The following is a 12,585-nucleotide window of genomic DNA, read 5'->3' on the forward strand; positions in this document are numbered from 1 at the left end:
CTCTTTAAATTTAAGCAGCTCGCGGAGCTGAGCTGCTGTTTTCAGGTTTAGCCCGCTATCTGTCCAGATTTCTGAGAATCCGGTTGCGGCTGAGTAGTCGAGGATACTGCTGATGATGTGCTCCCCGTCTCGCCAGAACTGTCTGCAGGCTTCAATGTCAGCAATGAACGCATCCAGTCCGTAACATTCGAGAACGAGGTTTGACTGTTCCACATTCCATTGACCTGCTCCATCAGCCCTTTCGCCTGTGCGGGTTTGTTTATCGACGAGACGCATGTAAAAAAAACCAGCTCGCCGATTACCTCGTCGAGATCGACAATTTCGCGCTCCAGCGCCACTTCAAGGGGTTTGGTATCCCAGCCCTTACCCTCGACGGGGTACACCAGGTTGGAGAGGCGTATAATCTCGTTCACCAGGGTATTGCGCACCCCCGTAGCCCCTTCCCAGATCTCGTCCTTTTTGCAGATACTCTCAAGCATGAGGTAAGCGACGCGAGGACCGGCCACAACACCCAGGCCTTCTGAAAAAATGGCAGAAAAGGTTTTGCTGAGAACGAAGAAATGCTCCCTGTACACTTCCTTCGAAATGGGCGCAGCGTGGATGTAGGCATTACCCATTTCCGTTTCAACCGGGATAATCAGGTGCATATTTCGAGAAATTTTCATTACAGGTCCCACATTTCCGAGTTGATGTAATAGGTTCCGGTGATGGTGATCGCGACGCCCGGCTGGCCACCCGCAAAGCTCATGTCCTGCACGTTTGTGATCGCTGTATTGAGGACCTCAAAATCACCAAAGGTTGAGCTATCGGAGTAGACTTTCGCGTCTCCGATCGCTGTATTGGTTTCCCACTGAGTTTTGTACTGCGCACCCAGCGCCTGGCTACGTACCAGGTGAACTTTTGCCTGCATGATCATGTACGGCTGCGGCGACTGAACGGCTCCCGTCATCACCGGGAGAAAATCTGTCATGTTGCCCTGAAATACCAGCTCAACCCCTTCTTTCGCCAGATAGGAAGCCGACACATTCAGCTCAGGATGATCAGAGAATTTAATACTTGCGCGGACGCGGTTAAGCACGCCAACGGGGATCATTGGATTCGGCACGGTTCAACTCCTTAGGAAAGCTGCATTGTCACGTTGATGTTGAAGATGATTTCCACGAACCCGCGCATCGGCGTGTATGTGGCTGACAGACCCGCGTAACGGCCAATACCGTAATCGTTAGGGTTGTTTTTGACGTAGGTTTTGAACGGTACCGCGTTCACCGGAGTCTGGCCGTTGACCAGCCCATAGGAAACGCCAGTATTAAAGACGCCCTGGGCAACCTGCTGCAGACGGTCTATACCATCCTGGTTGTAATACAGCGGATTAATCGGGTTGTTGCTGCCGTTGATGACAGCGTTGGCCAGCATCATATCGACGTTGATCTGCACCCAGTCCACGCTGTACCAGTAGGTCATGTCATTACCGTCACTGGTGACCCCTTTCACCAGCATGGTGTTCGAAATGCCGCCCTCCGCGCCTGTGTCCACATAGTTGATATTCTGCTTCACCATCGTGGTCAGGATGCTTGCCTTCGCAGCGTTCGCGTTTACCGCCTGCAGGTAGCGGAACGCCATTGGTGGCACTTTGTTAATTTCAGACGGCGACGCGGATACCAGATTCCACATAGCCGCCGCCGCGGCGTTCGTTACCGGGTAAGTATCATCGGCCATCGCGATGATGGATTTGATACCGGCATACGGCGTGACGTAGTTGGTATCGTCTGGCGTGTCTTCCAGCACGAAGAAATACTGCTTCGCTTCGTTCGCAGTGTAGAGTTTCGCGAGGTTGATAAAGTCAGCGTTAGCCTTCCAGTTTTCCGGGACCAGGTAAGCGTAAAAGCGCTTCAGGGGCTCTTGCATGTAGGTTTTGAGTGCGGCCACCTCATTCTTAGGCAGATCATCCTGATACCCCAGCTCCAGGAGATAGGTGCCAACAGAGTTACCCTGGGCAAAAAAGGTGTCTACTGCAGTGACCAGCGCTTCACTACCGATGAGAGAGAATGTCCCGACCGTCGTTGGCTGCCCGTCCAGCGTTGACCCAGGAACTGTCCAGCTAAGGGTTTTGCTGTCAACGACAGTCGCGAGGTGCGTCCCGTTCCATGTGTTTGGAGAGCACTTCTGAATAGTTATCTGAACTTCACTCCCCGGGTCCCGGTTTATGGAATTCGTAAACGGTAAGACCAGAGTAAAGTCAGAACCGAACGAAGCCGCTTCCGCCGTCAGTGAGGAAATTGGGTTGTTAACTAAATCTGAAATATCGGAAGGCTGAGTTAACAGCACCGGCTTACCCGCTTCCTGAAAGGTTGCGCCGAAGGAAAGAACGGCTGACATTTGCTGCAAATTCGACGGCGTGGCGCCAATCGTCTGCGAGACGTTCACAGTAACGATGTTGTAGCTCATTATCGGACCTCGTAGTTAAAAATGACTTCTTTGATAAGCTGTTGCGATATGTCTCGCGTCGTGGCCTGGTAGTAGTTCACGTCGAAATCCACGATTTTTTTCTTCGCCAGGGCGTTGATTTCGACCTGGTTCGATTTGGCGTCACTGACGATCGGGATGTTGGTGATGCCAAACTCCTCATCTTCCAGCGCCTTGTTCACCACGAAATCGACGAACTCGAGCGCCATCTGATTGCTGAACCCGTAGAGCGTCACGCGCACTGAATCCTGAGCAAACTGGTACCGATGACCTCCGCGAGTGGCCGGAGCCAGTTGCAGGGGAATGGTCCCGCGCACGTCGGCGGCGATATAAGGCGGCTTCAGGTTGGCGGGAACCAGAAAGGATGGGTAAACCGTGGCGAACTGCTTCAGAGCCAGCCAGATGGGGGTGCTGTTCGAGATAATCTGTTCATCGCTGATATCGTCCGGGCTATCGATGATCTGCGAGCGCATGGTCGGAAAAATAGCCATTCCCCGATAATGGAAAATTCCAGACTGCGTGTACCGACTTTCCATGCGGGAGAAGGCAAACTGCGTGCCCTCGTATTCCCCAAGGTAGATGGCATTCGGATCCTCAACGTTGAAATCGTCGGCCTTTTCTATGGGTGTGAATATGATGTTATTGACGTCCCGCGAGGCAGTGGCATTTTGTTCAGTTACCACCTGGCGATGCAAACTGCCTTTGATTGTCGCCACCAGAGGATTGTTGATCCCCATCCTTTCGAGTTCGTCCGGGTCGACAATCGCCGCGTTTATCCAGTAGACGAAACCATCCAAAGGCAGCACCTGGCGGACGTAGAGTCGAAAGGTGATCTCCTGCCCGGATGAAATCGTTTCGACTGCAGCCTGAAGAACGGTTGAAAGTTGGGTGCCGGTATTCGCGGCAATTTCATCAAGACTCGGCATCGTTACCTATCCATGCGACAAAGGAGGATTTGAAAAGGCCGCCATCGATGAACGAAGGCCGGCGTTCGCCACGCTCAATTTTCAGACGAGAGTTTTTCCCCTCAAGCGCCGCCTGTGTCGGTACGCCATCAATGGACAGCCCCGCCATTTCCTCGCCCTCGAGGAAAACGTTGAACGCCTTCATGGTTTCTCCCAGCAGCTCGCCGCCCGGCATCGGCGCACCGTACTGGATGTGGTTGACTATCGCCCAGGCCAGCGCCTCACCCACTTCAGGAATAATTTCCTTCTGGTGAAGGTCCCAGAAATGGGTGAAAAGCTTGTAGCGCTCCTGCAGGTCTTCAGCGACCTCGTAGGTAGTTGCGGAGCTGTCGCCGTAGTCGTAAGGAATATCGATGACGCCCAGGCAGACTTTCATGGCGTGTACCCCCAGAGCGAACCCATTTCCATCAGCACCGCTACGGCGGCCCGGCCATACGGATCCTGCATCAGCATCAGGTCAGCGAGAGAGAGGTTGCTGAGAGCATCACTGATTGTCATGGAACCAGAGGTGCCCTGATCTGCAGCAGAGTTTACGAGCCCGTAAACGGCATTATTCAGCCCAAGGTTTTTACGCAGGTCAGCGAAGTAAGTGCTGGGTGGTGTATCGATGGCATAGCGCAACAGCAGAGAGCCGCCAGCGTTATACACGGTGTTCGTGTAGATAATGGGCAGACATTCCAGCCCCAGCTGTTTCGGGATCAACTCAAGCGCTGACTGAAAACAACACTCCAGCGTCGGGTTATCGTCAGAAATAGCAGTGTCAGGAACACCCATCACGCCACGAACGAAACGGATATAACCGTCGAGCGTCGGGCGTATGGTCATTATTTTTGCACCTTCACGGTTTTATTCAGTTTCGGTGGGTTCGCCTGATCCTGATTAACGGCTTCACCTACGATCTCGATCTGAACCCCGTCATCCTTCGGCTTTTCGCCGTTCTGGATGACAACGTTATCAACGGTGTTATTAAGCGAAACCGCGTTGGCTTCGAGGATTTGCTGTGACATGTCATCAAGGTTTTCCACTTTCTGCTCGTGGTTCTCTTCGATACGTCCCACCGTTACTGGTTTGTCGATGGAATAACAAATACCGGAAAAATTCTTATCCACTTTGTCGCAGCGCTGGAACCCGTAAGGCTCATGTTGCTTGATGATATGGTTAATCACATCAGCGTTGTTTTCGAGCTGGTGCTGGGAACCGGCCAGGATTTTTACAGCAAAAGACTGACTTTTTTCCGGCACTTTGTAATTGAACATATGTGGCTGGCTGGAGCAGTTGGCGATGAATAATTTCATGGAATTTCCTCATAAAAATGGGGAGCCAAAGCTCCCCAAAAGGCACGGATTAGAACCGGATTAAGAATATTTTGCAGAAAGCAGCGTCACGCCTTCTGGACGGAAGTTCCAGCCCGGTGTCGCTCGCTCGGTGTACAGCGTGGTAATACCGCCGTCCGGCATCGGAGACGGGATTTCTGTTGGCGCTGCGACGTCAGTGAACATGACATTTACGGCCTGCTGGTTTGGCATCAGGGTCGCAAAGATGTTGGTATTGATGTCCTGACGTGCTTCCGGCACGACAATTTCCGGGTTAGTGATAACAATCAGGTCGGTACCGCCTGCTCCTTTGCCGATCAGCGTGTCATCCTGACAAAAAATAACGTCGTCACCGCTCGCATCTCCCGCGATTGTTTTAACGAGTCCGCCAACCGTCTGAGTACCACCACCAGGACGCTGGTAACTGGTAAGCTCAACGATACCCGTCCATTCCAATGCTTTCATAAAGCGTTGTGGGCACAGAACGACGGTGGTAAGTGTCTGACCAAGCAGCAACATTTGAGTCTTCTGATTCGCAATGGTGCTGAGGATAAATTTCGACATTTCACCTGAATCCCAGGTCGTGTAGGAATCGTTACCCTGGCTGTCGCTGCCGAGGTTCACGGTCACCGCGTTCGGTGAGTTAGTGATGCCTTCGTTATTGGATGCTTTCACACCGTACAACAGCATGTTACGGAGTGTCTGGGCATGCCCCTGTCGGTTCGCCAGCTGCAGCCCGTTGTTTAACGAATACCCCCACGCGCTTGCTGCCTCTGTATCGAGATAGCTGTACTGGGAACGGGTTGAAATACGATAAGTCATCATCTGGTCGTAGCTCGGTACGATGGATGATGAAGGCAATTGGCCCGGCAGGGACTGGCCGACATGCGCCTGGGTGCGAGCACGCAGGAAGCGCTGGTAAACAACCAGATCGTTGGAGCCGATTTTAACGGTCGGTGCTCCGCCAGAAAGAATGTCGAATGCGCCGGAAGCCATGCTGTATTGCATGACAATCTCCGGAAGCATCATGGAAGGCGATACCGTGGTAATCGCAGGTGCGAATGCGCTCATTAAATACTCCTTAAATCAAGAACAGGCCGCACGGTTTGTCATTTTCCCAGACAACCGTACCATCGGTGTTTTTCTTCACTGTCAGGTTCCCTTTCTGGGAAACCATCAGCAGTTTGATATCCAGTTTCGGATTGGCAGAGGTCGCGCTGGAGTAAACATCAATGATGTTGTTCGTCAGGTCCCAAACGAAACCATCCGCGCCAACTGCGTCGTTGCCAGTCGCCAGCGCAGCCACAGCAGCGCTAACCGGAAGAGGGATACGAGCACCTGAGCCAACGCGGTAGTAGTGCACCGAACCGTTACCGACATACAAGGGAACGTTATTCCCTGCAGTGATAATGCCGTGGTATGCCTGATTAGAAACGATGAACGCGTTGCACACCGAGGCAGTAGCAGGTTTCATATTTGAGCCAGCGATGTTGGCTGCATCAGTGGCGATGCATTCCATTGCACCAACACCAGCCCAAACTGCATCGGTACCAGACCAGGAGCCTGAGCAAAGTTGCAGACGAATCGCAGGATCATCTTGCGCATCACCCTGAACGAGGCCACGCGACTCGACGTTGAACATGCCTGTCGGTGAACCTTGGGTTTTAAATGGGTTAAAAGTGATATCAGACATTGTTCATGGTTCCTTGAGTGTAGAATTTAGCAACACGGCGCGGCGGGGTTTTAAAGGCCGCTAACCAGACATTTGGATCACCGGCATACTCAGTAATACGACGACCTGCTTCATCGCTGCGTACACGTTTGTGAAGCTGGCCCTGAGTGTTGTTCATCTCTTCGGTGATGGTTTTACGGGCAGCTCCGTAAATCGCATCCTCCAGTACGGAAAGCGTTGCAGAGTCTGCGATTGCTCGGATGTTGACTTCCGCATGCTGAGGTGAATGTTTCTGCATTGCGATCAAAGCGCGTTTACGGAAATCCAGCGCTTTTTCACCAGAGAACGGTTCAGGAGCACGCTTGCCTAACGAGGTATACGCAGAGTCGGCTTTTGCTTGCGCTTCGCTCATCGCTGCATCGTTGCGCTCTTTTTCCTCCGCATCGGCTTTACGCTTCTCTTCTTCCGCAGCTTCATCGGCTTTGGCCTTTTCCTCATCGGCTTTTTTCTGCGCTTCTGCCTCATCAGCCTTACGCTGCTCCTCTGCAGCGGCATCAGCCTTTTTCTGTTCTTCTTCGTCCGCTTTGGCCTTTTCATCCGCCTGGCGTTTCGCTTCATCATCTGCGTCGGCGCGGGCTTTATACCCCTGCTCCAGAGAGTCCATGCGAGCGGTTAACTGCTGGATGCCCTGGTTAACACCGCCCATTGCATCGCCTACCGCTTTTGCAAGCATCGTCTGAAACGCTTCGAGCTGTTTCTCGTCCATATCTATGTCACCTGTTTTGTTGGAAACCTCGACCCCTGTGGGGATCTTTTCTTTGTCCCACACTCCCAAAGAGCCGTGGTCCTCTGTTACCAGGGCGATGTGATCGAGCAGGAAAGGCACGCCTTCAATTAAGAAATTCGTGTCTCCGTCCTGCACCTCCACATTTCCTGATGCGTTGTTGAATACGACAGATGGGCTCGTGGAGACCTTGCCAGTGGCTATCTGGTCCACAATGTCGCGTATATAAATGCGGCAGACAGCCCAGACCTCATCCCCACGTATGTAAGGCAGCATGACGGAGCCAACGATACGTTCGGTAAAGTCGTCCTCGGTGAGGATCGCTTCGTCAGGGTGATTGGCAATGACGGGCAAGCCGTTACACCGCTGCAAAAACTCATCGTTAAGGTAGAGTTTCGGATCACGCCAGACGTGTTCTTTCAGCCCGGAACGGTACGCCAGCCCGGTACCCGTAATGCGCAGGTTCACCAGCCACATGTTCGAAAACTTCATGGGTGACGGTGCTGTGCCATCCCGTATTCGCTGCGCTAATTCAAGCTCTGTTAAATTCACGTTTTCCCTTCTCCGTTAAAAATTCGATGGGCAGTTTTTGAGGCGCATAAATCGGGAATACCTGGCAGCTGCAGAAAACCTCTTCGCCGGCCGCAGTGATTTCGTCGTAAAAACCGTGCACTGGTTTGATCAGACCCTGTTCCACGGCCCATGAGCCGCGCAGGAGGTAAATCAGCGTGTCGCGGTCTTTATGGTCAACTCGATAGTCGTAACCGGGCCGCCGCCAGTTCGAATGCCACCTGAAGGCGATAGCCCCGCTCTGCACTGAAAGCAGGTATTTCACATTGCTGGCAAGTTTATGGCCCTGGTCTATCGCTACCCGGCGACTGATGAAGTCGAGATCGGAAACCGATTTTCGAATCGCCTGTTTCTGTGCGTTTTTGTCGATTTCGCTAACGCCATCCGGCGGTATCGATGTCACCCACCCCTGAAAACGCTGCACCGTGCGCTCAATCGCCTGGTCCCGGTTCAGCTGAATCAGGTTGGCGCTGGAAAAGATCCTTTTATTGAGTTCTTCGCGGAACTGCGGCTTCAGCTTATCGAGGGTGACTTTCGTGGGACCGTCTGGCGGCTGGTCTTTCAGTGCACCACCATCAACGACGAGGCGGCTGTATATTGCGGTGAGGTGCTTCCGGGCGACTTCAGGGCTGGGCGATTCCCGCGTGGCCGCGACGCGCAATTTGCGGCTCCACTCGAGCAAAGATTTCTCTGAATCCCAACCGTTGTTGACGTAGTAATTTACAGCGTCGGTAAGCACCTCATAGAGGCTTTTAACCCTCCTCTTCTTCCCCGCCCGGCTGATTGTTGCCATTCGGTTGCTCCTGAGGTGGTGGCGGCGGTACGTAATTCGCCAGCGCTTCTGTATCGATGATGAGAGGGACGTCACCGTATGTCTGAGTGGCGTTGACAACACTCGACAGCCAATCAGCGACAATTGCCCGGTTTTCTGGATCGATATTGGCGGTCAACGCCGTGAAGAGGTCCTTAGCCTGTTGAATCACCTTACTGTCCGCTTCGCGACGTTTATCCGGGGATTCTTCGACGAGTTCCTGCCACTTCGCAGTAAACTCCCGACGCCACATGAAGAACGTTGTCTGGTAGTCCTCCGTGATGATGTCCGGATAATCGTTTTTGAGGGAGTTGTAAAAATCTTCGCTCCAGGCGATGTACTGGACAAGACGCTCGAAATAATCCATCACAGGTTCGATAAGCTGGCGAACGCCGTCGATATACTGGCTGATCGCCTTTGAATCCTCCGCCCCATCACTCCAGCCTTTGGAAAACGCCTCCTCTTTGATGAGGATCGCAGGCACATCACTGCCTGAGGCGATATCAGAAATGATGCTGTCGCGGGATGTGGTGAGAGCTTTATCGATGTTCTGCAAGTTTAGGGATTCGATATCCTCACTCGGGGTGATATTCAAAACGCCCTTATTCCGTGCTTCTTTAACGAATTCGCGTTTCTTCCCGGTAGCTGCAGCCATGATTCCGTTCATCACTGAACCGTTCTGCTGAACCTTCGCCACCAGCACGCCCGCTTTCTGGCTCACGAGATCGTTAGCAACCATCGTTCCGACGTACGATTTCATCGAATACAGAACACGCTGGAACACACTGCGGCCAGTAAAGCCAAACGCTGAATTCTGATACTCCAGGTAGATTGGCGTGCCGTTGAAAACCTTCAGAGTTCGGGATGAATGCCAGTTTTTCCCGCTGATTTTCAGGACATCGTTGGCCTTCTGGAAATACCGGCTATTCGGATTCTGGTCTGTCACCATCGAGCCTGCAGCATTCAATGGATCCCAGACGTTCACATACACCTCATCCTCGGTAAGCCCAAATGTCGGCAACGGTTCCTTGCATGATGTGGACGTCGTTCCCACTCCGATCGCCGCGGCCCCGTAACACCGGGAGATGAAGAAGAAATTTTTTATTTTCTCGTTCAACTCCATGCGTTCCCAAACTTCCTGGAAGCGGCGAACAACACGTTCATCCGGGTCAGTATCAACGCTGTATTGCCGGGGCTTACACATCGCCATTGAGATGGGTTTTTCAACGAGTTTCCCGCCGAGCGGGTGGAACTGCCAGAGCAGCTTACAGACCTCATAACCGACGTCGGTACCGGGTTGAATTTCTTCAGACTCCAGTATCTTCGCCAGCGCAGAGCTGAGAGCCGCGTCAATCTGAATCTCTGCCATGGGGCTTCCTGTCTATAGTGCTTCGTAGTTCCCGAACGCGATGATCAGGCCATACGTGTAGCAATCGAAAAGGTCGTCTGCGCGTTTGTGCGCTTTGGGATCAGCCAGGTGGAAACCAGCTATCTGACGCCAGAGGTGATTAGCGGTCTTTTTCTTGAACTCAACCGTTTTATCGAATGCAGGTTTCGCTATTTTTGCTTTCTCCTGCCAGTGATGACCGGACGCCAAAACGCCACGTTCGTCTTTTCCCTTCCCTGTCAGTGCTGATTTGATAGGCTGCATTTGCCAGCCCTCTGTCTCTGCTTTCTGGTTCAGGATGGCACCCATAGCGGCATCTTCCATGAACACGCCCTGGCTTCCCAATCGCGGACGGCATAGCTTCGCCAGACGTTCGAGGTTGTCATAAACGCCAGGCATGTACTCCGGCAAAAGAGACGCTTTAATCTGCGTTACGTCCCAATCGATGATGGTCAGGCGTGGCTCGGAATACGTTTGCTCATAAGCGAAGTACACTGCGCCAGTGCCGTCGTTCTCAGTACCGCCTTTGAGCGCTGTATCCATCACCGCGAATATCACGTCGCAGGAGCTTGGCATCTCAACAGGCAATCCATCCACCAGCAGCTTATTCACGTCCAGCAGCGCTTCTTTCGACCAGTCGATAAACTTGGCCAGAAATTCCTGCTGCCATACGCGGGGATCTGTCGTCCTCTCTATTTCCGCAAGTTCATCTGCAGGAAGGTGAGGGTTTGATGAAGACGGTGCGTGATGCTCATGGAAGCCGTGAGCCGGGTCGTTACAGATGGCGTAGAAAAAGTTCTGATCGTTTATACCGTCAGGAGTGGAAAACACCCAGGCGCGACCGCGATAATCCACCAGCGTTGGCTTGATAGCGCGGGGCCAGATTTCTTCCAGCATTTCCGGTGATTTGGTAAAAGCGGCTTCATCGATCAGGACGCAGTGGTATTTACGGCCACGCCCGGCCAGTTTGTTATCGTCAGTAACCCAGAAGTCAATTTTGCCGCCGTTCTTAAGCAGGATTCGCTTTTCACTGCGCGACTGCGTTTTGATCAGCGGCTTAAGATATTCGACCAGCTCGTCAAAGATTTCCTGATATTGGCGATATTGCGCGGTAAAGATCCCCACGCGTCCGGCTATTGACCTCTTTGTACCCGGTATGACGAATTTATTGGTGACATAGCTCACTGCTATATCGACCAGCATTACGGTTTTGCCCCAACGTCGGCCACAACGAATAGCGTTGTATCGGTGTTCAGAACCTTCCGTCCAGACACGCAATTGCTCGGAATGTAATTCCGGTAAGAAAATTTCCGCCACGATACACCCTGCTTATTCAGCGCCTGGCGGCTTCAGCGAATTGTGAATAATGATCTGCTCGTTACCGTTCGCCCCATTGCGGAGGTTTTCGATTTCGGCTTTGATTTTTTCATTGCTCAGGCGGACACGTTCGATTTCAAGTAACCGAAGTTCTCTTTCCTGCTCGCTGGAGGCCAGATTGTGGAATGCTGCGAGGTTTTTCAGTGCAGCGTCCTGGTCACGCGTCATGACCTCGATGCCAAATTTGGTTTTCTTCACCCCGGCAATGAGTCGACGCGCCGGGCCAACTAAATCCCTCGTATCAGCAAGGAAAACATCTTCGATGCCCTCACCCGCGCATTTCGGACAATCTGGGTTGGGATCGTCGTTAGCTACGAAACCAAATCCCCCAGACGGATCCGGAGGTGGTTTGCTGTCCTTCGCAGCTTTGGCGGCAGCCTTGTCATATTCATCTTCGTCAATCCACTGATAGCGGTTATCGAATCCCCAGCAGTAGCGGCAGCACACACGGCGCATCTGAGAAATCTCAGCGGGATCGGCAATCGCTATTTCATGCCAGTGCCTGAGAATGTCCTGCGCATTTAATATGGCCTGCTCGCTTAACTGTTCGATGCCCTGATTTATGGCTCTCGCTACCGATGGCTTGCGATACAGCATCCGGGCGTTTCTCTCGCCTCCTGTATAACCTGCCTTCCTGTATGCCTCGTACTTATTTCGGCACTCCAGATAGTAGGAAACGAACAGTTTTTCTTTATCGGAGAGATCTGCGCAAAAAGGGGATCTTACGGGATCTGGTTTTGCGCAGTTTTTTACCGCCCTTCTCTTTCCCTTCCCCTGTTCTGGAGCGGCTTTATCAGGATTCTGCTCAATTGTCTGCGCAGTTTTTTTTTGCGCATTATTTTGCGCAGATTTTTTTATGTAGCGGCGGGCTGTGTCGTAAACCAATCCCTGCTTTTCACACCAGTCTTTCAGCTTTATTCCCGTACTGGCGTGAGCGGCAGCAAACTGAGATTGCAGCTCCTTCCAGTCGGGTTTGCTCATCAATCACTGTCCTTACTGCGCGAAAGCCTCATCAGCTCGTTATAGGCGTATACGTCACCGTTACGGGCACGTTTGTATAACGCCCCCCGTAATTCAGCTTCGCCTTTTGCCGTCCCGATACGGATGGCCTCGCGAAATAGCGCTAGCCTCTCCCTGTCCTGCCTCAGTTCGTCCATATCGATATCGAGTACGTCTGCAATCTGCTGTTCCGTCAGGCGACGGGCGGCCAGCGCCTCTACTTTTTCACGAACGAACATAAACA

Annotated in this window: 15 protein-coding genes; all 15 read right to left on the reverse strand. The window is 52.5% G+C overall.

The annotated features are described in order from the left end of the window. Window positions 1–47 precede the first annotated feature (47 nt). The 15 genes from ACJ9Y9_RS12475 to ACJ9Y9_RS12545 are packed head-to-tail and all read right to left on the reverse strand — an operon-like array spanning window position 48 to window position 12,580. Window positions 48–665 (reverse strand): hypothetical protein, encoded by a 618-nt coding sequence (locus ACJ9Y9_RS12475; RefSeq protein ID WP_407226123.1) that lies wholly within the window; start codon window positions 663–665, stop codon window positions 48–50. Further along, window positions 665–1,093 carry a hypothetical protein gene (locus tag ACJ9Y9_RS12480; protein WP_407226232.1) on the reverse strand — a complete coding sequence of 143 codons (429 nt, stop codon included), beginning with the start codon at window positions 1,091–1,093 and terminating at the stop codon, window positions 665–667. Before ACJ9Y9_RS12480 ends, ACJ9Y9_RS12475 begins: the two co-directional genes overlap by 1 nt. 23 nt (window positions 1,094–1,116) lie before the next feature. Beyond that, the gene (locus tag ACJ9Y9_RS12485) at window positions 1,117–2,445 is read right to left on the reverse strand and encodes a hypothetical protein (protein ID WP_407226124.1); all 1,329 of its coding nucleotides are present in this window, start codon (window positions 2,443–2,445) and stop codon (window positions 1,117–1,119) included. Then, window positions 2,445–3,389 carry a hypothetical protein gene (locus ACJ9Y9_RS12490; protein ID WP_407226125.1) on the reverse strand — a complete coding sequence of 315 codons (945 nt, stop codon included), beginning with the start codon at window positions 3,387–3,389 and terminating at the stop codon, window positions 2,445–2,447. Before ACJ9Y9_RS12490 ends, ACJ9Y9_RS12485 begins: the two co-directional genes overlap by 1 nt. Beyond that, window positions 3,376–3,804, reverse strand: a complete 429-nt coding sequence (locus ACJ9Y9_RS12495; protein ID WP_241175335.1) for a hypothetical protein — start codon at window positions 3,802–3,804, stop codon at window positions 3,376–3,378. The genes ACJ9Y9_RS12490 and ACJ9Y9_RS12495 overlap by 14 nt, the downstream gene beginning before the upstream one ends. Beyond that, window positions 3,801–4,253, reverse strand: a complete 453-nt coding sequence (locus tag ACJ9Y9_RS12500) for a hypothetical protein (protein WP_407226126.1) — start codon at window positions 4,251–4,253, stop codon at window positions 3,801–3,803. Before ACJ9Y9_RS12500 ends, ACJ9Y9_RS12495 begins: the two co-directional genes overlap by 4 nt. Then, window positions 4,253–4,723 carry a hypothetical protein gene (locus ACJ9Y9_RS12505; protein WP_407226127.1) on the reverse strand — a complete coding sequence of 157 codons (471 nt, stop codon included), beginning with the start codon at window positions 4,721–4,723 and terminating at the stop codon, window positions 4,253–4,255. The genes ACJ9Y9_RS12500 and ACJ9Y9_RS12505 overlap by 1 nt, the downstream gene beginning before the upstream one ends. Before the next feature lie 60 nt (window positions 4,724–4,783). After that, a complete protein-coding gene (locus tag ACJ9Y9_RS12510; RefSeq protein WP_407226128.1) occupies window positions 4,784–5,812 on the reverse strand; it encodes a hypothetical protein in 1,029 nt (342 codons plus the stop codon). A 10-nt stretch (window positions 5,813–5,822) separates the two neighbouring features. Further along, window positions 5,823–6,434, reverse strand: coding sequence for a hypothetical protein (locus ACJ9Y9_RS12515; RefSeq protein WP_407226129.1), 612 nt, complete (start codon window positions 6,432–6,434; stop codon window positions 5,823–5,825). Beyond that, the gene (locus ACJ9Y9_RS12520) at window positions 6,427–7,749 is read right to left on the reverse strand and encodes a DUF2213 domain-containing protein (RefSeq protein WP_407226130.1); all 1,323 of its coding nucleotides are present in this window, start codon (window positions 7,747–7,749) and stop codon (window positions 6,427–6,429) included. The genes ACJ9Y9_RS12515 and ACJ9Y9_RS12520 overlap by 8 nt, the downstream gene beginning before the upstream one ends. After that, window positions 7,730–8,560 carry a hypothetical protein gene (locus tag ACJ9Y9_RS12525; RefSeq protein ID WP_407226131.1) on the reverse strand — a complete coding sequence of 277 codons (831 nt, stop codon included), beginning with the start codon at window positions 8,558–8,560 and terminating at the stop codon, window positions 7,730–7,732. Before ACJ9Y9_RS12525 ends, ACJ9Y9_RS12520 begins: the two co-directional genes overlap by 20 nt. After that, entirely contained in the window at window positions 8,520–9,947 is a 1,428-nt protein-coding gene (locus ACJ9Y9_RS12530; RefSeq protein ID WP_407226132.1) for an anti-CBASS protein Acb1 family protein, read from the reverse strand. The genes ACJ9Y9_RS12525 and ACJ9Y9_RS12530 overlap by 41 nt, the downstream gene beginning before the upstream one ends. 12 nt (window positions 9,948–9,959) lie before the next feature. After that, window positions 9,960–11,285, reverse strand: coding sequence for a terminase large subunit domain-containing protein (locus tag ACJ9Y9_RS12535; RefSeq protein ID WP_407226233.1), 1,326 nt, complete (start codon window positions 11,283–11,285; stop codon window positions 9,960–9,962). Between the two features lie 9 nt (window positions 11,286–11,294). Next, window positions 11,295–12,323: a terminase small subunit gene (locus tag ACJ9Y9_RS12540; protein WP_407226133.1), complete on the reverse strand. Its 1,029-nt coding sequence runs from the start codon at window positions 12,321–12,323 to the stop codon at window positions 11,295–11,297. After that, the gene (locus ACJ9Y9_RS12545; protein WP_006119763.1) at window positions 12,323–12,580 is read right to left on the reverse strand and encodes a hypothetical protein; all 258 of its coding nucleotides are present in this window, start codon (window positions 12,578–12,580) and stop codon (window positions 12,323–12,325) included. The genes ACJ9Y9_RS12540 and ACJ9Y9_RS12545 overlap by 1 nt, the downstream gene beginning before the upstream one ends. Window positions 12,581–12,585: the final 5 nt, after the last annotated feature.

It is taken from the genome of Enterobacter sp. CPE_E1241, assembly GCF_045618265.1.
Taxonomy (GTDB): domain Bacteria; phylum Pseudomonadota; class Gammaproteobacteria; order Enterobacterales; family Enterobacteriaceae; genus Enterobacter; species Enterobacter adelaidei.

Coding starts and splice junctions, on each gene's coding strand:
- ACJ9Y9_RS12495 (WP_241175335.1), bottom strand. CDS start 3,804: ATGAAAGTCTGCCTGGGCGTCATCGATATTCCTTACGACTACGGCGAC.
- ACJ9Y9_RS12485 (WP_407226124.1), bottom strand. CDS start 2,445: ATGAGCTACAACATCGTTACTGTGAACGTCTCGCAGACGATTGGCGCC.
- ACJ9Y9_RS12515 (WP_407226129.1), bottom strand. CDS start 6,434: ATGTCTGATATCACTTTTAACCCATTTAAAACCCAAGGTTCACCGACA.
- ACJ9Y9_RS12510 (WP_407226128.1), bottom strand. CDS start 5,812: ATGAGCGCATTCGCACCTGCGATTACCACGGTATCGCCTTCCATGATG.
- ACJ9Y9_RS12530 (WP_407226132.1), bottom strand. CDS start 9,947: ATGGCAGAGATTCAGATTGACGCGGCTCTCAGCTCTGCGCTGGCGAAG.
- ACJ9Y9_RS12540 (WP_407226133.1), bottom strand. CDS start 12,323: ATGAGCAAACCCGACTGGAAGGAGCTGCAATCTCAGTTTGCTGCCGCT.
- ACJ9Y9_RS12500 (WP_407226126.1), bottom strand. CDS start 4,253: ATGACCATACGCCCGACGCTCGACGGTTATATCCGTTTCGTTCGTGGC.
- ACJ9Y9_RS12480 (WP_407226232.1), bottom strand. CDS start 1,093: ATGATCCCCGTTGGCGTGCTTAACCGCGTCCGCGCAAGTATTAAATTC.
- ACJ9Y9_RS12545 (WP_006119763.1), bottom strand. CDS start 12,580: ATGTTCGTTCGTGAAAAAGTAGAGGCGCTGGCCGCCCGTCGCCTGACG.
- ACJ9Y9_RS12505 (WP_407226127.1), bottom strand. CDS start 4,723: ATGAAATTATTCATCGCCAACTGCTCCAGCCAGCCACATATGTTCAAT.
- ACJ9Y9_RS12525 (WP_407226131.1), bottom strand. CDS start 8,560: ATGGCAACAATCAGCCGGGCGGGGAAGAAGAGGAGGGTTAAAAGCCTC.
- ACJ9Y9_RS12475 (WP_407226123.1), bottom strand. CDS start 665: ATGAAAATTTCTCGAAATATGCACCTGATTATCCCGGTTGAAACGGAA.
- ACJ9Y9_RS12490 (WP_407226125.1), bottom strand. CDS start 3,389: ATGCCGAGTCTTGATGAAATTGCCGCGAATACCGGCACCCAACTTTCA.